Source organism: Stenotrophomonas sp. Sm10, assembly GCF_030985515.1.
GTDB lineage: Bacteria > Pseudomonadota > Gammaproteobacteria > Xanthomonadales > Xanthomonadaceae > Stenotrophomonas > Stenotrophomonas hibiscicola.
Window position 1 is genome coordinate 20,197 of sequence record NZ_JAPTFO010000016.1, and the last position, 24,423, is coordinate 44,619.

At 66.7% G+C, this 24,423-nt stretch carries 15 protein-coding genes; 2 read left to right on the forward strand and 13 right to left on the reverse strand.

Going from position 1 to position 24,423, the window contains the following annotated elements:
- Positions 1-77 precede the first annotated feature (77 nt).
- Positions 78-947: a crotonase/enoyl-CoA hydratase family protein gene (locus O0J15_RS06840; RefSeq protein ID WP_012480080.1), complete on the forward strand. Its 870-nt coding sequence runs from the start codon at positions 78-80 to the stop codon at positions 945-947.
- A gap of 12 nt (positions 948-959) precedes the next feature.
- Here the strand turns inward: O0J15_RS06840 and O0J15_RS06845 are convergent, their stop codons facing one another.
- The 9 genes from O0J15_RS06845 to recJ form a co-directional block, all read right to left on the reverse strand.
- A complete protein-coding gene (locus O0J15_RS06845; RefSeq protein ID WP_180878023.1) occupies positions 960-3,140 on the reverse strand; it encodes a response regulator in 2,181 nt (726 codons plus the stop codon).
- Between the two features lie 544 nt (positions 3,141-3,684).
- Entirely contained in the window at positions 3,685-4,824 is a 1,140-nt protein-coding gene (locus O0J15_RS06850; protein ID WP_019661474.1) for a two-component system response regulator, read from the reverse strand.
- 205 nt (positions 4,825-5,029) lie between these two features.
- Complete coding sequence (gene lysS, locus O0J15_RS06855) at positions 5,030-6,541, reverse strand: lysine--tRNA ligase (protein WP_164145259.1); 1,512 nt, start codon at positions 6,539-6,541, stop codon at positions 5,030-5,032.
- Between the two features lie 158 nt (positions 6,542-6,699).
- The gene (locus tag O0J15_RS06860) at positions 6,700-8,340 is read right to left on the reverse strand and encodes an acetolactate synthase large subunit (protein WP_134735679.1); all 1,641 of its coding nucleotides are present in this window, start codon (positions 8,338-8,340) and stop codon (positions 6,700-6,702) included.
- A 62-nt stretch (positions 8,341-8,402) separates the two neighbouring features.
- A complete protein-coding gene (locus tag O0J15_RS06865; RefSeq protein ID WP_308305354.1) occupies positions 8,403-9,788 on the reverse strand; it encodes an NAD-dependent succinate-semialdehyde dehydrogenase in 1,386 nt (461 codons plus the stop codon).
- Between the two features lie 158 nt (positions 9,789-9,946).
- Positions 9,947-10,729 carry a helix-turn-helix transcriptional regulator gene (locus tag O0J15_RS06870; RefSeq protein ID WP_019661470.1) on the reverse strand — a complete coding sequence of 261 codons (783 nt, stop codon included), beginning with the start codon at positions 10,727-10,729 and terminating at the stop codon, positions 9,947-9,949.
- Positions 10,730-10,774: 45 nt separating this feature from the next.
- Positions 10,775-11,900, reverse strand: a protein-coding gene (gene prfB, locus O0J15_RS06875) for a peptide chain release factor 2 (RefSeq protein WP_014037064.1) whose coding sequence is annotated in 2 segments (ribosomal slippage) — positions 10,775-11,824 and positions 11,826-11,900 — 1,125 coding nt in all. Because the reading frame shifts where the segments join, the coding sequence is not laid out codon by codon here.
- A gap of 253 nt (positions 11,901-12,153) precedes the next feature.
- On the reverse strand, positions 12,154-15,066 hold the full coding sequence (locus O0J15_RS06880) for a VIT domain-containing protein (protein ID WP_308305355.1): 2,913 nt from the start codon (positions 15,064-15,066) through the stop codon (positions 12,154-12,156).
- A gap of 146 nt (positions 15,067-15,212) precedes the next feature.
- Positions 15,213-16,970: a single-stranded-DNA-specific exonuclease RecJ gene (gene recJ / locus O0J15_RS06885; RefSeq protein ID WP_155029474.1), complete on the reverse strand. Its 1,758-nt coding sequence runs from the start codon at positions 16,968-16,970 to the stop codon at positions 15,213-15,215.
- Between the two features lie 158 nt (positions 16,971-17,128).
- Here recJ and O0J15_RS06890 point away from each other — a divergent pair, with 158 nt between their 5' ends.
- Complete coding sequence (locus O0J15_RS06890) at positions 17,129-18,169, forward strand: DUF1176 domain-containing protein (protein WP_308305356.1); 1,041 nt, start codon at positions 17,129-17,131, stop codon at positions 18,167-18,169.
- Between the two features lie 112 nt (positions 18,170-18,281).
- On the opposite strand, the gene O0J15_RS06895 is transcribed toward O0J15_RS06890, so the two are convergent.
- The 4 genes from O0J15_RS06895 to carA form a co-directional block, all read right to left on the reverse strand.
- Positions 18,282-19,199 carry a hypothetical protein gene (locus O0J15_RS06895; protein ID WP_019661463.1) on the reverse strand — a complete coding sequence of 306 codons (918 nt, stop codon included), beginning with the start codon at positions 19,197-19,199 and terminating at the stop codon, positions 18,282-18,284.
- A gap of 4 nt (positions 19,200-19,203) precedes the next feature.
- A complete protein-coding gene (greA, locus tag O0J15_RS06900; RefSeq protein WP_026347191.1) occupies positions 19,204-19,668 on the reverse strand; it encodes a transcription elongation factor GreA in 465 nt (154 codons plus the stop codon).
- A gap of 8 nt (positions 19,669-19,676) precedes the next feature.
- Positions 19,677-22,919 carry a carbamoyl-phosphate synthase large subunit gene (gene carB / locus O0J15_RS06905; protein WP_019661462.1) on the reverse strand — a complete coding sequence of 1,081 codons (3,243 nt, stop codon included), beginning with the start codon at positions 22,917-22,919 and terminating at the stop codon, positions 19,677-19,679.
- A gap of 148 nt (positions 22,920-23,067) precedes the next feature.
- Entirely contained in the window at positions 23,068-24,195 is a 1,128-nt protein-coding gene (carA, locus tag O0J15_RS06910; RefSeq protein ID WP_031270821.1) for a glutamine-hydrolyzing carbamoyl-phosphate synthase small subunit, read from the reverse strand.
- Positions 24,196-24,423: the final 228 nt, after the last annotated feature.

Consider the following 24,423-nt stretch of genomic DNA (forward strand, 5'->3'; position numbering starts at 1 on the left):
CGCCGCATGTTCAGCTCGCCCCCTCACTCCTCTCCGTCCGCTCTGCGGTTGGCCGGACGGTCACACGGAGAACTCCCATGTCTGCAGTACGCCCCATCATTACCCGTCCCTCGCAGCACCCTACCCTGCGTATCACCGAAGAACCCGAGCGGGACGTTTACTGGATCCATATGCACGCCAACCTGGTCAACCAGCCAGGCCGGCCGTGCTTCGCCTCGCGCCTGGTCGATGACATCGTCGACTACCAGCGCGAACTGGGCGATCGCCTCAGCGCCTCGCATGCTCTGTCACCCCATGTCGTACTTGCCTCGGACAGCGACGTGTTCAACCTGGGCGGCGATCTCGAACTGTTCTGCCGCCTGATCCGCGAGGGCGACCGCGCTCGCCTGCTCGACTATGCCCAGCGCTGCGTGCGCGGCGTGCATGCCTTCCATGCCGGCCTGGGCACCCGTGCCCACAGCATCGCCCTGGTCCAGGGCAATGCACTGGGGGGCGGCTTCGAGGCCGCACTGAGCTGCCACACCATCGTCGCCGAGGAAGGCGTGTTGATGGGCCTGCCGGAGGTGCTGTTCGACCTGTTCCCCGGCATGGGCGCCTACTCCTTCCTGTGCCAGCGGATCAGTCCGCGGCTGGCGGAGAAGATCATGCTGGAAGGCAACCTCTACACCGCCAGCCAGCTGAAGGAAATGGGCCTGGTCGACATCGTGGTGCCGGTGGGCGAAGGTGTTGCCGCAGTCGAACAGGTGATCAAGGAAAGCCGACGCATCCCGCACGCCTGGGCGGCGATGCGTGAGGTCAACGAGATCGCCACCATGGTGCCGCTGCATGAAATGATGCGGATCACCGAGATCTGGGTAGACACTGCGATGCAGCTCGGCGAGAAGTCCCTGCGCACCATGGACCGGCTGGTACGGGCGCAGGCCCGACGCAATGGCGACCCGGCCTGATCGTCTGGCGGGTCAGGACGGGCTGCGCTCGCTGTCGTCGCGGTGCGGTGCCCCCGCACTACGGGCATCCAACGCATTCCTGCCGTTGCGCAGAGCGGTCGCCAGGTTGCTGAGGCGGGCGCTCCATTCACCCTTCAGCTGCCAGTCCGCCATGCGCATGATTTCGCCACTGGAGGCGGCAACCTGGACAAGCCCCAGGTTGCTCGCCACACCGCGCAGCGCGTGTGCATGCTCGCGGAAATCCTCCCAGGCCTGGCGCTCGCCGCAGCCCTGGAGCTGGCCCATGCTCGCGTCGACGTCCGCCAGGCATTGGTCGATGAACTTGCGTTCGAAGCCATCGCCCATGCCCAGCGACGCCAGCTCGTCCAGCACCGCGGTATCGAGCACGCCATCGCCGACCGGCAATGCAGGCACCGACTGGATGCCGGGCTCGGCGCGGGTGTTGGCGGCGACATCGGCCAGCACTTCCAGCAGGCGGGTGGCCACCACGGGCTTGGCAAGGAAGGCGCGGGCGCCGGCCTGCTCACAACGCAGGATGGACTCGGGGGTGACGTCTGCGCTCAGCACCATGACCGGAACGTAAGGCATGCCGCTGGCCTGCATCACCCGCAACTGCTTGAGCAGATCCAGTCCGCTCATGCCGGGCATGTGCAGGTCGACGATCGCTGCGTCGTAACTGGCCTGCTCCAACGCATCGAGCACTTCGGCGCCGCCGTTGACGCAGGTGACCTTGTGGCCGGCCTTCTCCAGCAGCCGCTGCAGCACCATGCGGTTGGCCTCGTGATCGTCGGCCACCAGGACCCGCAGGCTGCGCACCCGTGCACGATGGCGCAGGAAGGGGTTGGAAAACGCGATGACATTGCCGGCTTCAGCCACCTCGGACGGAACCGCCGGGGCTGATGCGGTCTCTGCGACGTCCAGCGTGATCTCGACCCAGAACACGCTGCCGCGCGGGCTGTTCGGTACATAGCCGACCTGCCCGCCCATCGACTCGACCAGGCCCTTGGCAATGGCCGTGCCCAGGCCGGTGCCCTCATGGCGACGGGCCAGGCCGACATCACCCTGCTCGAAGGCATTGAACAGGCGCCCACGCAGCGCCACCGGCACGCCGATGCCGGTATCGACGATCTCGAATCGCAGGCGCATCCGTTGGCTGCCCGGCGCGTCCGGGCTCGACACGCGCAGATGCACGTAGCCGCTGTCGGTGAACTTGACCGCGTTGCCCATCAGGTTCAGCAGGATCTGCTGCAGATGCCCGGCATCACCCAGCAGGCGCGGCGGCACGTTGTCGTCCACCTGCACGCGATAGTCCAGCGACTTGGAGCGGGTCTGCGGGGTCAGGATCAGGTTGATCGCCTGCAGCACGTCGGCCAGTGCGAACTCGTGCGACTCCACGCGCACCTTGCCGGCTTCGATCGCGGAGATGTCCAGCACCTCTTCCACCAGCGCCAGCAGGCTGCGGGTCGAGGCCTGGATGGTGTTCAGGCACTCGCGCTGTTCGTCGTCCAGGCGGGTGGTGGCCAGTACTTCGGTCATGCCCGCCAGCCCGTTCAGCGGCGTGCGGAACTCATGGCTCATGTTGGCCAGGAAGCGGCTCTTGGCTTCGTTGGCCTGGCGCGCCTCGGCCACCGCCCGGGTCAAGGCATGCAACAGCGAATCGAAGTACAGCGGAATCGCGCCCAGGCCCAGCAGCAGGCCCCAGCCCAGATAGTCGTGGCTGCGCCAGTAGGGCGACAGCATCACCGTGCACAGGAACGCCAGGCAGCCCATGGCCGTGGCCACGCGCAGGTAGGTGCTGCCGTAGCGCATGCCGTTGCCGATCGTGACCCACAGCATCACCGCATACAGCGGTGCGGCCGGCTCGCCCTGGATCGTCATGATCCAGGCCATGCAGGTGTAGTCGGTCAGCATGCCGATCACCCGGCGCACATGCGACACGCCCGGATTGACCAGGATCGCGGCCAGCAGGCCTGCGGAAATGGTCAGCTCGAAGGCGAGGATCAGCCACGTCGCAGTCAGCGCCTCACCGCCACCGCTCAGCGAGCGCCAGCCGAGATAGCTGATGAACAGCGCCGTGATGATGATGCGGATCAGGTTCTGCGCGTGCTCGCTGTCCTCGCGCCCGGACAGGCGCTGCTTGAAGCGGGCCAGCAGCGAGCGCTTGTCGGAGCCAGTGGCGGGCGTCGTATCCATGGTCGGATGTCGCATCCTTCGGCGCAGCAGGGAGGAGCAGCACAACGGTACCGCCAACAGCCCCAGCCACAGTGAAACCGCCAGGCCCAGGTTGGCCTGCCAGTAAGGGGTCAACAGCACCGTAGTGCCGAAACTGGCCATGGCCAGCACGACGGCAGCGGCCAGGTACCGCGGCCCGAAGCGCAGGCCGTTGCCCACTGTCACCCACATCACCACCGCATACACCCACGCCAGCGGCTCACCCATCTGGATCATGCCGATCGCGATCAGTCCGTAATCGGCCAGCATCCCGGCCACCCGTCGCGGGTCCGAGCGCTGCGGCCTCCACAGCAGCCAGCCGAACAGCAGCAGCGACAGGCCCAGGCCGGTCACTACCGTTGCCAGCACGCCCTGGTACTGATCCAACCGGTGCAGGCGGGCACCGGACAGCAGAACATAGATCAGGATCAGCGAGATCAGCACCACCCGCACGATCGCCTGGCCATGTTCCGAATCCGGACGCTGCGCCAGCCGACGCTTCACGCGTGCGAACAGGTCCTGCATGTCACCCACCCGGTCGCGTCGATGCCGTCGAGTGCTGGGCGCAGATGTCCATCAACTGCTGGCGGCCGCGCATCAGCGCATCCACGCAGCGTGGATCGAACAGGCGGCCACGCTGTGCGTACAGATAGGCCAGTGTGGCTTCCATGGTCCATGCTTCCTTGTACGGACGGGGTGAGATGAGTGCGTCGAAGACATCGGCGACAGCAACGATCCGCGCTTCCAGCGGGATCGCTTCGCCGACCAGGCCGTCGGGATAGCCGCTGCCGTCATAGCGCTCGTGATGGCGCAGCGCGATGAGCGCGCCCACCTGGATGAAACGGTTCTGGCTGCCACTAAGCAGCTCGTGGCCGATGCGTGGATGCCGGCGCATGATCGCCAGCTCCTCGTCATTGAGCTTGCCCTGCTTGAGCAGCACCGCGTCGGGAATGGCGATCTTGCCCATGTCATGCAGCGGTGCGGCCATCTCGATCAGGCGCACGTCGTCTTCGGGCAGGCCCAGCTGCTCGGCAATCAGCCCCGCCACGCGCGCCATGCGTTCGAGGTAGGCACTGGTGCCGGCATCTCGGAACTCGATCGCCCGTGCCAATCGCGACAGGGTCTCGCGTTCGCGTTCCTCGACCTCGTGCATGCTGGCCAGCAGGCGCTGCTCCAGCGACAACGCGCGCTGCTTCACGTTCTCGGTCTGCTGGCGCAGCTGCAGCAGGTTGTAGCAGCGCGCGCGCAGTTCGCGCGGGCGGATCGGCTTGACCAGGAAGTCGATGACCCCCGCTTCCAGCGCCGCCTGACGAATCGGCTCGTCGCCGACCACGGTGATCAGGATCACCGGGATATCGCGGTGCTTGGGCAGGCGACGGAAACGGCGGGCGAACTCCAGCCCGTCCATCTCCGGCATGCGGTAATCGAGCAGCAGCAGGTCGACCGGGTGCGCCTCGCACCAGGCCAATGCGGTCAGCGGATCCCCGAAGTCATGCACGCTCAGTTCCGGCGCGATGTCTTCGATGACATGACGCAGCATCGTCCGCGCGGACGTCTGGTCGTCAACAATGACGATGTTCAACGCGTACTCCGCCTGGTTTCTCGACCATGCTGGATCATCAGCAGGCGAGGATACCCTGCCGCTGCGAACGCTCGCACCCTGCATCGGCCAGACTCCCGTGTCATGCGTCCCGGTTCATGATCGTCATCACATTGTGAAGCGGACTCTCCACAATGCGCACTCCCCCTGGCGCCGATCAAGCCATAACAGACGTCAAGGTAGTGCATTAACGATACGCCGAGTGCGGGAGGCGTCAATCGCGCCGTCTCATTTCGCGACGGCGCGCACAAACAGGGGTCAAAAAGACGACTTACTGCTCCGGACGCATGTACGGGAACAGCAGCACGTCACGGATCGAGCTGCTGCCGGTCAGCAGCATCACCAGGCGATCCACGCCGATGCCGAGGCCACCGGTCGGGGCCATGCCGTACTCCAGCGCACGGATGTAGTCGGCGTCGTAGTGCATCGCCTCGTCGTCGCCGCCTTCCTTCGCGGCCACCTGGGCCTGGAAACGCTGCGCCTGGTCTTCCGGGTCGTTCAGTTCGGAGAAGCCGTTGGCCAGCTCCTTGCCGTTGACGAACAGCTCGAAGCGATCCGTGTAACCCGGGTCGTTGTCGTTGGCACGAGCCAGCGGCGAGACCTCCACCGGGTGGTCGGTGATGAAGGTCGGCTGGATCAGGGTGTGCTCGACGGTGGCCTCGAAGATCTCCAGCAGCAGCTTGCCCCAGCCGTAGGACGGCTTGACGCGGATCTTCAGGCGCTCGCAATGGCGCAGCAGCGCGTCGCGGTCGGTGCAGTCGGCGACGGAAATCTCGGGGTTGTGGTGGCGCACCGCTTCGTCCATGCGCCAACGGCGGAACGCCGGGCCCAGGTCGATCTTCGCCCCGTCCCACTCGACCTCGGTGCTGCCGTTGACGGCCTTGGCCACGTCACGGATCACGCCTTCGGTCAGGTCCATGATCTCGTTGTACGTGGCGTAGGCCTCGTACAGCTCCATCATGGTGAATTCCGGGTTGTGGCGGGTGCTGACGCCTTCGTTGCGGAAGTTGCGGTTGATCTCGTAAACGCGCTCCAGGCCACCCACGGTCAGGCGCTTGAGGTACAGCTCCGGCGCCACACGCAGGTACAGGTCCAGGTCCAGCGCATTGTGGTGGGTGGTGAACGGCTTGGCCGCCGCGCCGCCGGGGATGTAATGCATCATCGGCGTCTCGACTTCCAGGAAGTCGCGGCTGTCCAGCCAGGCGCGCATGGCGCGGATGATCTTCGAGCGCTTGATGAACACCGCGCGCGATTCCGGGGTCACGATCAGGTCGACGTAGCGCTGACGATAGCGCTGCTCGACGTCGGCCAGGCCATGCCACTTGTCCGGCAGCGGGCGCAGCGACTTGGTCAGCAGGCGGATCGATTCGGCCTTGACCGACAGCTCGCCGGTCCTGGTGCGGGTCAGGCCGCCTTCGACGGCGATGATGTCGCCCACGTCCCAGCCCTTGAAGGCGGTATAGGCATCGCCCAGCACCGTGCCCTGCAGGAACAACTGGATGCGGCCGGACTCGTCCTGGATCTGCGCGAAACTGGCCTTGCCCATGATGCGCTTGGCCATCAGGCGGCCGGCCATCTTCACCTGGCGGCCATTGCCTTCCAGCGCCTCGGCGGTCCACTGTTCGACATCGGCGAACTCTTCCTGCAGGCGGCCGGCGAAGTCCTCGCGACGGAAATCGTTCGGATACGCGATGCCCTGCCCACGCAGCGCTTTGAGTTTCTCACGGCGCTCGGCGATCAACTTGTTTTCGTCGACGGGGGGGGTATCGGTAGCTTCGCTCATGGATCTGCGGGAATCGTGTAGTGAGGGGGATCTTGCGCCCGGCACAGCCGGTTGCCCAGCATACCAAAACCGTCCAGCCCCAGCCGGGAGAGGGGTCAGATCCCCCTGCTGCGCAAAGGAATCTGACCGCCTCCGGGACCCTGCCTGGCCCTGGATGTCTACCTGTTGCCGGGGAAGGCCTGCCGCAACTCATCCACCAGCACCCGCTGGTTCTCCGAATAGTCCACCGGCACCGACACCAGGTGCACCCCGCCCTCGTTGAAGGCCGCCTCCAGGGTCGGGACGAACTGCTCGATGGCCGTCACCTCATGCCCCTTGCAGCCATAGGCCTCGGCATACTTCACAAAATCGGGATTGCTGAAGGTCATGCCGTAGTCGGTGAAACCATCCACCGCCTGCTTCCAGCGGATCATGCCGTAGGCACCGTCGTTGAGGATCAGCACCACCAGGTTCAGGCCCAGCCGGCGCGCCGTCTCCAGCTCCTGGCTGTTCATCATGAAGCCGCCGTCGCCACACACCGCCAGCACCCGCCGTTGCGGGTACAGGATCGAGGCCATGATCGCCGACGGCAGGCCCGCGCCCATGGTCGCCAGCGCGTTGTCCAGCAGCAATGTGTTGGCCACCTGGGTGCGGTAGTTGCGCGCAAACCAGATCTTGTACATGCCGTTGTCCAGCGCCACGATGCCGTCCGGCGGCATCACCTGGCGCACGTCGTGCACCAGTCGTTGCGGGGTGAAACCAGCGTCCTCGGCGCGATCGGCAAGGTGCTCGAGGATGGTCGCGCGCAGCGGCAGCAGCGCATCGGCATGGGGCACCGCGCCTTCGATGCGGTCGGCCAGTTGGGTCAGCGAACGGCCGATGTCACCGATCACTTCCACCTGCGGGAAGTACACCTGCTCCACCGCCGCCTGCGAGTAGCCGATATGGATCACGGTCGGCCCGCCTGGACGCATCACGAATGGCGGCTTTTCGGTGACCTCATGGCCGATGGTCACGATCACGTCGGCCTGGTCGATGGCCATGTGCACGTAGTCGCGTTCGGTCAGCGCCGCGGTACCCATGTACAGGCCCGAGCCGCCGGCCACCGCACCTTTGCCCATCTGCGTGGTGAAGAACGGAATGCCGGCGCGTAGTACGAACGCCGACAGCGCCTCGCTGGACTGCGGCCGCGACGCCGCCGAAGCGATCATCAGCAACGGCCGCTTGGCATTGCGGATGATCTCCGCGGCGCGGTCCAGCGCCTCGGGGCTGGCAATCGGCCGCTCCACCGCATGCGGCGGAATCAGCGACACCCCTTCTACTTCATCGGCGGCGATATCCTCGGGCAGCTCCAGCAACACCGGGCCCGGGCGCTCCTCCTGGGCCACACGGAACGCTTCGCGGACGATGGTCGGGATGGTGCGCGCCGAGACGATCTGCCGCGCCTGCTTGGTCAGCGGCTTCATCGTGCTGACGATGTCGACGATCTGGAAGCGTGCCTGCTTGCTGGCCACGATGCCCTTCTGGCCTGTGATCATGATGACCGGCCACGCACCGAGCAGCGCGTAGGCGGCGCCGGTGGTGAAGTTGAGCGCGCCCGGACCGAGCGTTGCCAGGCATACGCCCGGCTTGCCGGTCAGGCGGCCATACGTGGCCGCCATGAACACCGCCGCCTGTTCGTGGCGGGTGATGACCAGTTCGATGCTGGAATGGCGGAGCGACTCGACCACGTCGAGGTTTTCTTCGCCGGGAATACCGAAAATGCGCTCGACGCCTTCGTTCTCAAGTGCGGCGACGAGCAGATCTGAACCCTTGGACATCGGATGCCGTCCTTTGTGCTGGACTGATGGTGGATCGTTGCAGGAAGGATGAGAGCCGCGTGTCAATGCTTGTCGAACCACACTGTCTGCGCGTTGACGAATTCTCGGATGCCGAAGTGCGAGAGCTCGCGGCCGAAGCCGCTCTTCTTCACGCCGCCGATCGGCACGCGGGGGTCCGAAGCGGAGAAGCCGTTGACGAACACACCGCCGGTCTGCAGCCGGCGGGCCAGCTGCATGGCTCGGGCGCGGTCGCCGGTCCACAGGTTGCCGCTGAGGCCGAACTCGCTCTGGTTGGCCAGTTCCACCGCGTGGTCGGCATCACGGGCGCGGCTGATCGAGGCCACCGGCCCGAAGGTCTCGGTATCGAAGGCCTGCATGCCCGGCTCCACGTCGGCCAGTACGGTGGGGGCGTAGAACGCGCCCGGGCGATCCAGCTGATGGCCGCCGACCAGCAGCTTCGCGCCGGCCTCCACCGAGGCGCGTACCTGCGCATCCAGCTGTTCCAGCAAGTCCTGGCGGGCCATCGGGCCGATGCGGTTGGCCGGGTCGCGGCCATCGCCGATGCTCAGTGCCTGCACCTTCTGGCAGAACTGCGCCACGAAACGGTCGTAGACCGCGTCTTCGACGATGATGCGCTTTCCGGCGATGCAGACCTGCCCGGTGTTCTGGAAGCGCGAGGTGACCGCGGCATCTACGGCGGCGTCCAGATCGGCGTCGGCCAGCACGATGAACGGATCCGAGCCACCCAGCTCCAGCACTACCTTCTTCAGTGCCTGCCCGGCCTGGGCGGCGATGCTGCGGCCGGCGGCCACGCTGCCGGTCAGGGTGACGGCGGCGATGCGGTCATCGGCGATCGCACGGCTGGTACCCTCGCGGCTGATGTTGGCGGCGATGAAGGTGCCTTCCGGCAGCCCGGCATCACGCCAGGCGGCATCGAGCAGTTGCGCGGTGCCGACGATGTTCTCGGCCGGCTTCAGCAGGAAGCCGTTACCGCCCATCAGGATCGGTACCGCCGCGCGCATCACCTGCCAGTACGGGAAGTTCCACGGCATGATGCCCAGCACCACGCCCAGCGGCAGGTAGGACACGTAGGCCTTGTCGTCGGGCACCTGGGTCGGCTCGTCGCGCAGGAACTGCGCACCGTGGTCGGCATACCAGTCGCACAGCACGGCGCACTTCTCGATTTCGGCCAGGGATTCGGCCTGGACCTTGCCCATTTCGGCGGTAGCCAGCGCAGCCAGCTTTTCACGGTCGCGGCGCAGTACCGCGGCCATCGCACGCAATACGTCTGCACGCTGTTCGAGGCTCCTCGTGCTCCAGGCGGCGAAGCCAACCTGGCCGCGATCGAGGATTGTTTCCAGCTCGGCATCGGTGGCAAAGGGATGGCTGGCGATCTGCCGGCCGGTGGCCGGATCGCGGGAAATGGCGGTGGTGGGGGCAGCGGACATGCAGGGCTCCTGGTGTCTCGACAACGGGCGGTGGCCCGTCTCCTGCGCAGGAATGTGGACCCGATTGGCGGAGGCAACAAGGCGTCTGCTTATCCTGTGACCTGCACTTACCTGTCTGAATGGAGATTGGCAGGGCTGCAAGCCCTGCCGAACACCCCCTACTTCCGCGGCAGGTAAGTCACCAGGGAAAGATCGTGCCGGCTCTCCGGCACCAGCGCCACGTACTGTAGGTCCAGCAACCCGCGCGTGGGATGGTTCAACTTCTTCGCACCTTCATCGAACCGCCGCACGTCGTGCTCCGGCCACCACTGACGGAATTCCTCGCTGTGCGCGGCAATGTCCTCCACCAGCGCCAGGAACGGCGCCTTGTCCGGCGCCTGCGCCATCGCCGCACGGAAACCTGCCAGCAGGCCGCGGGTCATTTCTTCCCAGTTGAGGATCAGCGTGCGGTACGGCGGGTACAGAAACATCAGCCGCAGCGTATTGCGCTCGTGCGGCGCCAACTGGCTGTAGTCCACGAACAGATCGGCGATGGCCGGGTTCCAGGCCAGGATGTCGAAACGGGTGTTGCGCACGTAGGCCGGGATCGGCTGCATCGCCTCCACCAACTGGCGCAGGCCATCGGTCACGCTCTCGTCCGGCGACTCCAGCGGCACGCCGTAGCCGGACAGCGCGAACGCGTAGGCGCGCTCGTCGTCGCTCATGCGCAGCACCTGCGCCAGCCGCTCCAGCACCTCGGGCGAGGCGCGCACTTCACGGCCCTGCTCGATCCAGGTGTACCAGCTGACACTGACCCCGATCGCCAGCGCGACTTCCTCGCGTTTCAGGCCCGGGGTACGCCGGCGCCCGGCCGGCAGGCCGAGGGTGGCGGGGTCGACACGGGCGCGGCAGGCCTTAAGGAAGCCGCCCAGTTCCTTGCGTTCACTTTCGCTGCGCATCATCGCCCTCCGTTGCGGAAGGCGATGCTATCCGGGCAGGCGCGTCGATCAGGCATCGACGCGCTTGGAGCCCACGGCCAGGCCGGCCTTCAGGCTGGCCTCGACGAACTCGTCCAGGTCGCCGTCGAGCACCTTCTGCGTATCCGAGCGCTCGATGCCGGTACGCAGATCCTTGATACGGCTCTGGTCGAGCACGTAGTTGCGGATCTGGCTGCCCCAGCCGATGTCGGACTTGGTGGCTTCCACCGCGTCCTTCTCGGCGTTGCGCTTCTGGATCTCCAGCTCGTACAGCTTAGCGGCCAGCATCTTCATCGCGTTGTCGCGGTTCTGGTGCTGGCTGCGGCCGGTCTGGCAGGCCACGACGATGTTGGTCGGGATGTGGGTGATGCGCACCGCCGACTCGGTCTTGTTGACGTGCTGGCCACCGGCACCGGACGAACGGTACACGTCGGTACGCAGGTCGGCCGGGTTGATGGTGATGTCGATGTTGTCATCGATTTCCGGCGACACGAACACCGAGGTGAAGCTGGTGTGGCGGCGGTTGTCCGAGTCGAACGGCGACTTGCGCACCAGGCGGTGCACGCCGGTCTCGGTCTTCAGCCAGCCATAGGCATAGTCGCCTTCCACGCGCAGCGTGGCCGACTTGATGCCAGCGACGTCACCACCGGAAACTTCCATCAGCTCGGTCTTCCAGCCGCGCGATTCACACCAGCGCAGGTACATGCGCAGCAGGATCTCGGCCCAGTCCTGGGCTTCGGTACCACCGGCACCGGCCTGGATGTCGACGAACGCCGCCGCATTGTCCATCTCGCCGGAGAACATGCGCTGGAATTCCAGCTTCTCGACGTGCGCCTGGTGCTTGTCCAAGTCGGCGACCACGGCCAGTGCGGTGTCCTCGTCCTGCTCGGACTCGGCCAGCTCCAGCAGTTCAGTGGCGTCGTTCAGGCCATCGAGCACCGAGGCGATCCCGCCCACGGTCTTTTCCAGGCTGGAACGCTCGCGGCCCAGGTTCTGGGCGTACTCGGCGTTGTTCCAGACGTCGGGGCTTTCCAGCTCCCGCGTTACTTCTTCAAGACGCTCTTTCTTGGCGTCGTAGTCAAAGATACCCCCGAAGCGACAGCACGCGATCGGTCAGATCGGTGATGCGCTGGCGGACAGGATTCAGTTCGATCATGTCGGCGGTTATGCATTCAAAAGATGACTGGTAATGATACCGCAGGCCGTGGGCGCCCGGAATGAGGGCCTGGGCCTGCGCCGGGGAGGCTCGAGCGTGATGTGTCGGCGCTGCATTCAGGCAGGCGGTACCCGCCTTGGCGCGGGGAGCCGGCCAGGCTGCAGCCGACCCCACACAGGGCCTCCTTGCCCCAGAGCGGCGTCGACGAGGGTCTTCCTTGGTCCACCCTCGGACGGCCACTTGGGGCAGTTGACTATTTAACCTCGAACTCGCCCACCAGCACGGTTTCGGCGCGGTCCTTCAACCGCATCGTGACCATCTGGTCCTTCTGCTTCGACGTGCCCCAGTGGGTGGTCAGGCGCAGCATCAGCGTCGTCGCCCCGGTCACCAGCTGCTGGCGGCTGCCGAAGTAGTTCGCCTCCACCTTGTACTTGCCCGGCTTGGCATTGCGTAGCGAGAACTGCTCGGGACCATAGCCGCCGGTGAAGTCCTGCGACATCTGCCCGCCCTGGTAGGTCAGGCGGTTGCCGTAGTAGGCGCGCTCGCCGTTCGGATCGGTCACCCACAGGTCCATGTCGCTGTTGTCGGCATCCCACGACAGCACCACCCGCAGGTCCAGCGGCATCGCCTGCAGCAGGCGCGGGTCGATGCTGGTGGTATCCAGCCGGGGCGTGCTGCGGGCCACCAGATTGGTCAGTTCATCCAAGGCGATCAGGGCGATGCCATCGAAGCGGCTGTCCCACGGCCGCACCACCACCTGGTACAGCGGCGCCAGCGCCTGCTGCGGCTTGCCGGCCGCCGCCAGTGCCAGGCCGAGGTCGCGGAAGCTCTGCGGTTCTTCCTGGCCCATCGCCAGCACCTGCTCGAACACCGGCACCGCCAGCGCGGGGGCATCGGCCTGCATCAGCCGATAGCCGAGCACGCGCAGCAGGTGGCGGTTGTCCAGGTCCATCTCGGCCAGGTTCGACAACACACGCAGCGCCAGGTCGCGCCGACCCTGCGCCAGCAGCAGGTCGGCCACATCAAGGAAGAAGGCGCTGCTGTCGGCGTGGGCATCGCGCTCGGCCAGGTAGCGGTCATACAGTTGCGACGGCGGGCCCTGGCGCAGGCGCCGGGCGATGGCCGAGTCTGGCTGCCAGGCCGCCAGCTGGATGCCGAGCTCGCCCTCGTTGGCGGCAGCGGGCGCAGCGACACGGCCACCCGTGACCGTGATTGAATCCAGGGCCTTGTTCGATGCAGGCGCCGAGCGACGTGCACGCGCGCTGCTGGCTTCCATGCGCTGCTCGGCGGCGGCGGCCATCGGTGCCGGGACGGGCGGTGCCGCGGGGGGCGGCGCGGCGAGCGTCGCCACCGGCGCCGATTCCATCGCGTAGTCCGCGGAGGCCACTTCCAGTGCCCCACCCTTCACCTGCGGCGGCGCTCCCTTCGGCCAACTGCGGTTCCACCACTGCTGCCGCTCCTTCCAGCGTGCCGCCAGCTCATCCAGGCGCTGGCGATCAGCAGCGGCGCGGTCTGTCACCTGCCGTGCGAACCGCGCGTCGTAGTCCGCGCGCAGCTTGCCGGACGGACGGATGGCATAACGCAGGTAGTCCTCCAGCGTCTCCAGCACGATCAACGAGGTGTCCGGCCCGACCAGGCCAAACTGCTGCGACAGGCGCTGCATGGCCTCGCGGTTGCCGCGGCGGTCGACGGCCAGTTGCTGCAGGCGCGCCTGCGCCCACAAACCGGCCAGCAGTTCACCGTCCTTGCTCTTCTGCGTCGCTGACAGCGCTTCCCACTCACCGTCGCCAACGCGCACCCGCATCGGCACACCGTCGGCTGCAAGTCGTGCGTGCAGCCACAGCCAGCCGTCAGCTTCACTGCGCCGATCGATCACTACATCCTGCACGCCGCGTCCCGCATCGACCTGCACATCCAGCGGCGATGCCAGCAACGCGTGCGCCGCCGCATCGACATCCTTGCCCAGCGCGACGAAGCGACCGCCATGGGATTCGCTCCAGCCGCGCAGTCGCACGGCATCGGTGCGGGCACCGGCGCTGCTGATCGCGAACAGGCGCTGATCCGGTGCCAGCGTCGGCAATTGCTCCGGCCCATAGGTCAGCAGGCCATCACTGACCAGCAGGTATTCCTTCACACTCGGCTGCGGCTGCCACTGGGCCAGCGCGCTGGCACCGTCCGGGCGCACGGCCTGCAGGGCTGCGCGCAGTTCATTCCAGTTGCCGGCGCGGATACGGAATCGACTCACCTGTTCGGCGCGATCGCGCAGCACGGTCAACGCCACGGTGCCGTCACCCATCGCGGCGAAGTAGCGATCCAGCAGGGCGAACTCGCGCGTGCGGTCACGCTGCCCCGCCGAGCCGGAGCCGTCCCACAGCAACCCGATCTCACTGGGCAACGTGCGCGGTGTGCTGCTGGCCGCCACCGGCAGCTGCGCCAGCAGGTAATGGCCGTCCTGCCAGGGCGCCACCTGCACCTGTGCCTGGCGGGCTGCCGGCAGCTGCCACTGCAGCTGTTGCGGCAGCTGCGCACCCCTGCCCTGCCATTGCAGCTGGCCCGCGCTGATGCGGAATGGCGCCGTACCCGCGGTGGCCGTGACGGGGGCCTGCAGTTTCAGCTCAACCGAGGCTGCACCGGCGGCAAACTGCAGCGGCAGCGTCCACTGCCAGCCTTGGCCGGCGAAGGCCAACGACTCGCGGATCACCAGCTGCACGCGCCGGCTGCCGCCGGCCGGCAGCGGATAGATGCGCAGCCGGAACTGGTTGCCGGCGGTCTGTTCCAGCAGCCCCGGGTCGACGCCACGACGGGCGATCTCCTCGAACACCTGGCGGCCGCGGTCCTTGGGCACCGGCACCGCGTCACGCATCTCGCCGTTGATATCCAGCGCGAAGCCGCTGATCTGCTGGCCATCGGCCAGCGGGAACTGCAGCTCGCCCTCCAGTACCCGCCGGTTGGGGTTGTGGAATTCCAGCGTGATCCGGGTCTGGGCGATGCCGGCCTGCACTTCGCCTTCGATGCGGGCTTGTCGTAATTGAACCGGCTGCTCAGCCGCCGGCGCGATCAGCAGCGGCGTGGCGGACTGCGGCCGGGAGATCGTCGGCGACTGTGCGCCAGCGGGCCAGGCCGCAAGGGCCAACAACAACACAGTGCAGCAACGGGCGAAGACCATGACCGGGCTCCAGTGGGATCGTGGACCTTTGAACGCACCAGCAACCGTAATGGGGTTGGCGCCCCCCCCCAAAAAGGGGACGGAGGGGATTAAGTCGCAATTGGCATACAAGGCAAAAGCGGCTTAATCCCCTCCGTCCCCTTTTTCTATGCGGGCAGGCAGTGCTCCACGATCAGCTGGATGGCGCTGCCGCCGCGATAGTCGTCGCAGGCCAGCCGGTAGGCCAGGTGGACGTGACGTGATGGCGCGTTGCCGTGCCAGCCGCCGAAATGGATGGCGTTGATGGTGCCGGGTACGCCCGGCAGGCGCAGCTCCAGCTTGAGGTGGCGCTCCTTCAGCACGCGCCAGTTGGCCACTTCGAAGTAGCCGTCGAACAACGGTTCGGGGAAGCCCTGGCCCCAAGGTCCGGCCAAGCGCAACGCGTCGGCGTGGCGATGGTCCAGCTCGTCCGCGGCCAGCTCGCCGTCACTGAGCACCTGCTGCTGCAGTGCCGCCGGATCGAGCATTTCCAGCACCACCGCGACGAAGGCGGCCTTGAAGTCATCGACGTGGTCACGCCGCAGGCTGAGGCCGGCCGCCATGGCGTGGCCACCGAAGCGTTCGATCAGGCCCGGATGGCGCGCATCGACCAGCGCCAGGGCGTCACGGATGTGCAGGCCGGGAATGGAGCGCGCCGAGCCTCGCAGGATCTCGGCGCCGGGTTCGGCCGGGGCGAAGGCGATCACCGGGCGATGCAGGCGATCCTTCATCTTCGATGCGACCAGGCCGACCACACCCGGATGCCAGTCAGCATCGAACAGGCAGGCCGCCACCGGTCGCTGACCGGCCATGTCCAGCACCACCCGGGTCAACGCCTGCTCGGCGTCATCGGTCATCGACTGCTGCACGGCGCGCCGTTCCGCATTGATCTGCTCCAGCGTCTGCGCGATCTCGCGCGCCTGGCGCGGGTCTTCGGTCAGCAGCAGCGCGATGCCCAGCGCCATGTCTTCCAGCCGGCCCGCGGCGTTCAGGCGCGGGCCGAGTGCGAAGCCGATGTCGGTGGCGGTCAGTCGCGCGGCATCCCGGCCACTGGCTTCGATCAGTGCACGCAGGCCCACACAGCCCTGCCCTGCGCGCAGACGGCGCAGGCCCGCGCTGACCAGTGCCCGGTTGTTCGGATCCAGCGCCACCAGGTCGGCAACGGTCCCGACCGCCACCAGGTCCAGCAGCGTGGTCAGGTCCGGGCCCTTGCCATCCGCAAAGACACCTGCCTCGCGCATGTGCCGGCGCAGCGCCATCAGCACGTAGAAGATCACGCCGACGCCTGCCAGCGATTTGCTCGGGAACGCATCACCGTCCAGATTCGGATCGACGATGACATCGGCCGGCGGCAGCTGCGGCCCGGGAAGGTGATGGTCGGTGACCAGCACCTGCCAGCCGCGTGCCTTGGCCGCGGTCACGCCCGCATGGCAGGCGATGCCGTGATCGACCGTGACCAGCAGGTCCGGCTGCAGCGCGGCCAACTCTTCCACCAGCGACGGTGACAGGCCATAGCCATGCACCATGCGGTTCGGCACCGCGTGGAAGACGTGTTGCGCACCGAGCATGCGCAGACCGCGCACGCCGACCGCACAGGCGGTGGCGCCATCGCAATCGAAATCGCCGACCACCAGGATGCGCTTGTCGTTGGCGATGGCCTCGATCAGCAGACCCACCGCATCATCGATGCCGGTCAGCAGCTCAGGCGCGTGCAGATTGCCCAGCTTCGGCTGCGCCAACTCCGGTGTGCCCGCACCCCGGCTGGCATAGAGACGCGCCAGCAGCGGCAGCGTGCCCTCCGGCCAACTGCCGGGTACGACCGCATCGCGGCGGCGGATCATCGGCGTATCAGAGGCGGGCTGCACAGCATCGGCGGCAAGGGACATCGGCATCGCCGGTTACGAAAGACCTGCACATCATAACGTGCACCACTCTCCCGGTCGGCTACCGCTGCTGACGAGGCACCTTGGCTCTTCGGCCAGCAGCATTTGGATTTCACGACCGCATCTTCCATGCTTGCCTGCCCTGGAACGGACTTCCATCCATGACCCGCACCCTGCTGACCGCGCTGATGGCACTCACCGTGGCCCCGGCCGCCCACTCCGCGACGCCTGAGCCCAGGCCCGGGGTCGAATTCGAACACAACGACTGGTCGCTGGCCTGTGACAACACCCGCACCTGCCGCGCCGCCGGCTACAGTCCGGAAGAACGCGGCAACCTGCTCAGCCTGATGCTTGAGCGCGCCGGCGGCCCGGGTACGAAGGTGCTCGCGCGGCTGCGCAATGGCGAGGATGGCGAAAGCGCGACGCCGACCGGGGCGCTGCGCCTGCGCCTGAACGGCAAGGACCTGGGCCCGGTGCGCGACACCGGCGACGGGGACAAAGTGTTGTTGCAGCAGGCACAGACCGATGCACTGGTCGCCGCACTGCCGCGCCAGGCACGCATCGAGATCATCGACGGCAAGGGCAAGGCCTGGCCGATCTCCGACCGCGGTGCAGCGGCCGTACTGCTGAAGATGGACGAGGCACAGGGCCGGCTGGGCACCCCCGGTGCGCTGGTGCGGCGTGGCGACAAGCCCGAAGCAGGCGTGCCTGCGGCGTTGCCGGTGCCAGTGATCGTGCGCGGCACGCTGGTGGCACCGCGCGCCTCGGACGCGGCACTGGCGAAAGCACCGGGCCTGCGCAAGGCACTGATCGCCAGCCTGCCCAAACCGGATGAGTGCGGCCGCCTGAGCGAGGGCGGGACGGATGAGATCGAGATCCAGCGACTGGACGCCCAACATCTGCTGGCAAGCACCAGCTGCTTCGTGGGTGCCTACAACTTCAGCAGCGGCTACTGGGTAGTGCAGGACAAGCCGCCGTACGAAGCACGCTTCGTCACGTCCGATGCAGAAGACTTCGATCGCGACGACGCTACGTTGAGCGGTCGCTTCCGTGGGCGCGGCGTCGGTGACTGCTTCTCCGGCCACGACTGGGCTTGGGATGGCGCGCGATTCGTGAAGAGCAGCGAGTTCACCACCGGGCAGTGCCGGGGCGTTGCGGGTGGGCACTGGACGCTGCCGACGGTGGTCAGCGAGGTCCGTTGAGGCGCCGCTACCTGCGATAGTGCCGCCCGCTGGCCGGCAACCCCGGCAAACCCTGGGGGTCAGCGCCGTTTCCGATGGAAAACGGATCCGACCCCGCTCGGCCGAGCCCCGATCAGTCGTGAAGCTGGCGCGGCTTCTTCCAGAACTGCCAGCGCTGTCCGCGATCCAGCTGGAACTGCAGGCCGTCCTCGAAATCCAGCACCAGCCGCTGCAGCTCGCCGCGCTTCAGCGCGGCCAGCAGCGGACGGATCGCATCGTTGCCGAGCTGCTGCAGGGAACGCAGCTGGCGCAGGTCAACCAGTGCATCCACCGCCTGCTCGCCATCGACGGCTACGCCAGCCGCCAGGGCCAGGCCCTGCAGCAGGGCATCGCGGCTGCGCACCTGTGCGTGCGGCGTGCTGACCGACACCGGCATCACGCCACCGCCCCAGAACCACAGCGAATTGATCGGCTGTTGCCCCTGCGCGGCGCGCTGCTGGTTCCAGGAATGGTTGTGCAGCAGCACCTGCGCCTCGGTCATCAGCGCCCGCCAGCGACGGCCGCCCTCGCCCTCCGGCAGATGCGAGAACAGGTCATCGCCCAGCACCTCGTCCGGACTGTCGAAGTCCGGCAGGGCCAGGTCGATCGGTAGGCGCAGGTACCAGCGCGACGGGTCCGGTGCGTCGAGCACGAATCCGGCATCGGCGAACAACGGCTGCAGCACCGGCAGCAGGGCCAGGCTGTCGGCCAGCGTCGGCCGCAGCGTTTCGCCGTAGGCCATCATCCGCGCGCCATGCATGTCCGGCACCATGCAGGCCGGATCGGCACGCAGCCAGCTGGCGCCGGCCGCATCGCCGACGTCGCGCTGGCGGGTCAACGCGGCCACCGGCCAGTGCGGCGCGGCAACCGCAAAATGGCGCGTCAGCTGCGCGCGTTCGCCCGGCGCGACCTGCACGGTCGTGGCACGGCCGAGCGCACGTGCCACATCGTCCGGCAACGCAGCCGCGGCAAAGCGGCTGCGGGCCGGCAACAGCAGGGTCGCCGTTGCCACCGTGTCAGTCCACGTAGCTGACGCTGACGATCTCGTACTCGCGTTGGCCAGCCGGGGCGTCGATCACGATCGAATCACCTTCCAGCTTGCCGATCATCGCGCGCGCCACCGGCGAGGAAATCGCGATCAGGCCCAGCTTGATGTCCGCTTCCAGGTCACCGACGATCTGGTACTTCTTCTCTTCGTCGGTTTCCACGTCGGCCAGCGTCACGCTGGCGCCGAACACCACCTTGGAGCCGGCGTTGAGCTTGCTCACGTCGATGATCTCGGCGTGCGACAGCTCGCCTTCCAGCTGCTTGATGCGGCCTTCGATGAAGCCCTGTTCCTCGCGCGCGGCGTGGTACTCGGCGTTCTCCTTCAGGTCGCCATGCTCACGCGCTTCGGCGATGGCGGCGATCACCTTCGGGCGCTTGACCGACTTCAGGTGATCCAGTTCGTCGCGCAGCTTCTGCGCGCCCTTCATCGTGATGGGGGCTCTCATGCATTCAACTCCTTGTGCAGCTCCTGCAGCGACCAGACGGGGCCGGTGCCGCGGAATTCCAGTGAATCCACCAGCGCCTTGGCGCCGGCAATGGTGGTCGAGTAGGTGACGCGATGCTGCAGCGCCTCGCGACGGATCGAGAACGAGTCGTTGATCGCCGAACGACCTTCGGTCGTGTTGACGATGTAGACGATCTCGCCGTTCTTGATCGAGTCGACGATGTGCGGACGGCCTTCGACCACCTTGTTGATGATCTCGCAGTCCATGCCGTGCTGCTGCAGCCACGCGGCAGTGCCACGGGTCGCGACCAGGCTGTAGCCACGCGCCAGCAGCGCCTTGGCCACCGGCAGCACGCGCTTCTTGTCCGGATCGCGGACCGAAACGAAGGCCTTGCCGACCGGCGGTGCCTTGATGCCACCGGCTTCCTGCGCACGCGCGAAGGCGGCGTTGAAGCTGCGGCCCACGCCCATCACCTCACCGGTGGAGCGCATCTCCGGCCCGAGGATCGGGTCGACGCCCTGGAACTTGGCGAACGGGAAGATCGCTTCCTTCACCGAGTAGTAGTCCGGTACGATTTCCTTGGTCGCGCCCTGCTCGGCCAGGCTCTTGCCGGCCATGCAGCGCGCGGCGATCTTGGCCAGCGGCATGCCGGTGGCCTTGGACACGAACGGCACGGTGCGCGAGGCGCGTGGGTTCACTTCCAGCAGGTAGATGGTGTCGGCACCCTCGTCGCTGGTCTGGATCGCGAACTGGGTGTTCATCAGGCCGACCACGTTCAGGGCCTTGGCCAGCTCCACCACCTGGCGGCGCAGCTCGGCCTGGGTTTCAGCCGACAGCGAGTACGGCGGCAGCGAGCACGAGGAATCGCCCGAGTGCACGCCGGCTTCTTCGATGTGCTCCATCACGCCGCCGATCAGGACGTTGCCCTGGGCATCGGCAATGATGTCGACGTCGCACTCCACGGCGTTGTCGAGGAAGCGGTCCAGCAGCACCGGCGAATCGTTGGACACCTTCACCGCGTCGCGCACGTAGCGGGCCAGGTCGGCTTCGCCGTAGACGATTTCCATCGCACGGCCACCCAGCACGTAGCTCGGGCGGACCACCAGCGGGTAGCCGATCTCGCGGGCCAGCAGCAGGGCTTCCTGGTCGTTGCGGGCGATGCGGTTCGGCGGCTGCTTCAGGCCCAGCTTGTCGACCAGCTGCTGGAAGCGCTCGCGGTCTTCGGCCAGGTCGATCGAGTCCGGGCTGGTGCCGATCACCGGCACGCCGTTGGCTTCCAGCGCGCGCGCCAGCTTCAGCGGGGTCTGGCCGCCGTACTGCACGATCACGCCCTTCGGCTGCTCCAGTTCGACGATTTCCAGCACGTCTTCCAGGGTCAGCGGTTCGAAGTACAGGCGGTCGGAGGTGTCATAGTCGGTCGACACGGTTTCCGGGTTGCAGTTGACCATGATGGTTTCATAGCCATCCTCGCGCAGCGCCAGTGCCGCGTGCACGCAGCAGTAGTCGAACTCGATGCCCTGGCCGATGCGGTTCGGGCCACCACCCAGGATCATGATCTTGTCGCGGTTGCTCGGCGCGGCCTCGCACTCGTCCTCGTAGGTCGAGTACAGGTAGGCAGTACCGGTGGAGAACTCGCCGGCGCAGGAGTCCACGCGCTTGTAGACCGGGCGCACCTTGTGCGCACGACGCAGCGCGCGGATTGCGGCTTCATTGGTACCGGTCAGCTGCGCCAGGCGCGCATCGGAGAAGCCAGCGCGCTTCAGCTTGCGCAGGCGTGCGGCGTCCAGCGCGTCGATGCCACCGGCAGCGACTTCGCCTTCTGCAGCGATGATTTCCTCGATCTGGTCCAGGAACCAGTGGTCGATGAACGACAGTGCGTAGATTTCTTCCACGCTCATGCCGGCGCGGAACGCGTCGGCGACGAAGAACAGGCGCTCCGGGCCCGGCGCCTTCAACTCGCGGCGCAGGGTCTGCAGGTCGTCTTCGTTGGCCAGGTCCAGGCCGGTCGGGTCGAAGCCGACCTTGCCGGTTTCCAGGCCACGCAGGGCCTTCTGCACCGACTCCTGGAAGGTACGGCCCATCGCCATCACCTCGCCCACCGACTTCATCTGGGTGGTCAGGCGAGCGTCGGCGGCCGGGAACTTCTCGAAGGCGAAACGCGGGATCTTGGTGACGACGTAGTCGATGGACGGCTCGAACGAGGCCGGGGTCAGGCCGCCGGTAATCTCGTTCTTCAGTTCGTCCAGGGTGTAACCCACGGCCAGCTTGGCGGCGACCTTGGCGATCGGGAAGCCGGTGGCCTTTGAGGCCAGCGCCGAGGAACGCGACACGCGCGGGTTCATCTCGATGACGACCACGCGGCCGGTCTTCGGGTTGATGCCGAACTGCACGTTCGAGCCACCGGTATCGACGCCGATCTTGCGCAGCACGGCGATGGAGGCATCGCGCAGGCGCTGGTATTCCTTGTCGGTCAAGGTCTGGGCCGGGGCCACGGTGATCGAGTCACCGGTGTGCACGCCCATCGGGTCCAGGTTTTCGATCGAGCAGACGATGATGCAGTTGTCCGCGGTATCGCGGACCACTTCCATCTCGAATTCCTTCCAGCCCAGCACCGACTCTTCCACCAGCACTTCGGTGGTCGGCGACAGTTCCAGGCCGCGGCTGACGATCTCGACCAGCTCTTCGCGGTTGTAGGCAATGCCGCCACCGCTGCCGCCCAGGGTGAAGCTGGGGCGGATGATGGTCGGATAGCCGACGCGGGTCTGGATTTCCAGCGCTTCGTCCAGGGTGTGGGCGACGGCGGCAGTCGGGCACTCCAGGCCGATCTCACCCATGGCCACGCGGAACAGCTCGCGGTCTTCGGCCATGCGGATCGCTTCGCGCTTGGCGCCGATCAGTTCGACGTTGTACTTCTCCAGCACGCCGTTGTCGGCCAGGTCCAGCGCGCAGTTCAGCGCGGTCTGGCCACCCATGGTCGGCAGCAGCGCATCGGGCTTTTCCTTGGCGATGATCTTCTCGACCGTCTGCCAGTTGATCGGCTCGATGTAGACGGCGTCGGCCATCTCCGGGTCGGTCATGATCGTGGCCGGGTTGCTGTTGACCAGCACCACGCGGTAACCCTCGTCACGCAGGGCCTTGCAGGCCTGGGCGCCGGAGTAGTCGAACTCGCAGGCCTGGCCGATGACGATCGGGCCAGCACCGATGATGAGGATGGTCTTGAGGTCAGTGCGCTTGGGCATTTTCTTCTCTAAGTCAGTACAGCGTGACAAGGGGGGTGATCGCACGCTGTCGATCAGGAATCTTGATCCGCAGCGCCGCGCCAGGGGCAGCAGCGATGCGGGGTTTACGGTCCATCGCGACGCCACCGGCAGGCCGGCGGCGTACTGATCACGCCTTGGCCTGCTCCATCAGCGCCACGAAGCGGTCGAACAGCGGACCGACATCGTGCGGGCCCGGGGATGCTTCCGGATGGCCCTGGAACGAGAACGCCGGCACGTCGGTGCGGGCGACACCCTGGTTGGTGCCGTCGAACAGCGAACGGTGGGTCACGCGCAGGGTCGGCGGCAGGGTTGCTTCATCGATCGCAAAACCGTGGTTCTGCGAGGTGATCATCACCCGGCCACTGTCCAGGTCCTGCACCGGGTGGTTGGCACCGTGGTGGCCATGGCCCATCTTCATGGTCTTCGCGCCAGAGGCCAGGCCGAGCAGCTGGTGGCCCAGGCAGATGCCGAAGGTCGGGATCTTCACGTCGATGAAGGCCTTGATCGCGTCGATGGCGTAGTCGCACGGTTCCGGGTCACCCGGGCCATTGGACAGGAACACGCCGTCCGGCTTCAGTGCCAGCACTTCGGCGGCCGGGGTCTGCGCCGGCACCACGGTCACTTCGCAGCCGCGCTCGGCCAGCATGCGCAGGATGTTGGTCTTCACGCCGAAGTCGTAGGCCACGACCTTGAACCGGGCCGGCACGCTGACGAAAGCATTGGCATCCAGGTCCAGCTGGCCCTCGGTCCAGGTGTAGGTCTTCTCGGTAGTGACGACCTTGGCCAGATCCATGCCCTTCAGGCCCGGGAACTTGCGGGCGGCTTCCAGTGCCTTTTCCACGTCGATGTCGCCGGCCATCAGAGCACCGTTCTGCGCGCCCTTCTCGCGCAGGATGCGGGTCAGCTTGCGGGTGTCGATGCCGGCGATGGCGACCACGCCCCGCTGGATCAGCCAGTCCTGCAGCGACAGCTGGCTGCGCCAGTTGCTGGGACGGCGCGGGACGTCGCGCACGATCAGACCGGCCGACCATACCTTGGACGCTTCATCGTCCTGGTCGGTCATGCCGGTGTTGCCGATATGCGGATAGGTCAACGTGACCATCTGCCGGGCGTAGGACGGGTCGGTCAATACTTCCTGATAGCCGGTCATGGCGGTGTTGAACACCACTTCACCGACGGACAGGCCGGGCGCGCCTACGGATTCGCCCTCGAATACGGTGCCGTCTTCGAGGACGAGGATTGCGGCTTGGGTCACGGGAATCTCACTTTGGCTACCGAGGGGGCTGCCGAAGTCACGCCTGCGCTTCACGGAAATCCGGTTGCAAAAAAGCGCGGACGTGCGGTCTGGGACCGGTCCGGCTTTCGTGATTCGGCGAGTGCGAATTGTAGCGCTGCCGGGGCGCTCGCGCCAGCGGTTATCGCGCTATATGAACAGGCGATTGCGCATTCATTTCAATCCGGCGGCGTATGCGGCGCCCGCTGG

Bases quoted from the DNA above. Each gene is read 5' to 3' on its own strand.
- O0J15_RS06870 (WP_019661470.1), bottom strand. From the start codon at position 10,729: ATGATGCGCAGCGAAAGTGAACGCAAGGAACTGGGCGGCTTCCTTAAG.
- O0J15_RS06850 (WP_019661474.1), bottom strand. From the start codon at position 4,824: ATGCAGGGTGCGAGCGTTCGCAGCGGCAGGGTATCCTCGCCTGCTGAT.
- carB (WP_019661462.1), bottom strand. From the start codon at position 22,919: ATGCCCAAGCGCACTGACCTCAAGACCATCCTCATCATCGGTGCTGGC.
- O0J15_RS06860 (WP_134735679.1), bottom strand. From the start codon at position 8,340: ATGTCCAAGGGTTCAGATCTGCTCGTCGCCGCACTTGAGAACGAAGGC.
- lysS (WP_164145259.1), bottom strand. From the start codon at position 6,541: ATGAGCGAAGCTACCGATACCCCCCCCGTCGACGAAAACAAGTTGATC.
- O0J15_RS06890 (WP_308305356.1), top strand. From the start codon at position 17,129: ATGACCCGCACCCTGCTGACCGCGCTGATGGCACTCACCGTGGCCCCG.
- recJ (WP_155029474.1), bottom strand. From the start codon at position 16,970: ATGTCCCTTGCCGCCGATGCTGTGCAGCCCGCCTCTGATACGCCGATG.
- O0J15_RS06865 (WP_308305354.1), bottom strand. From the start codon at position 9,788: ATGTCCGCTGCCCCCACCACCGCCATTTCCCGCGATCCGGCCACCGGC.
- O0J15_RS06845 (WP_180878023.1), bottom strand. From the start codon at position 3,140: ATGGATACGACGCCCGCCACTGGCTCCGACAAGCGCTCGCTGCTGGCC.
- O0J15_RS06880 (WP_308305355.1), bottom strand. From the start codon at position 15,066: ATGGTCTTCGCCCGTTGCTGCACTGTGTTGTTGTTGGCCCTTGCGGCC.
- O0J15_RS06840 (WP_012480080.1), top strand. From the start codon at position 78: ATGTCTGCAGTACGCCCCATCATTACCCGTCCCTCGCAGCACCCTACC.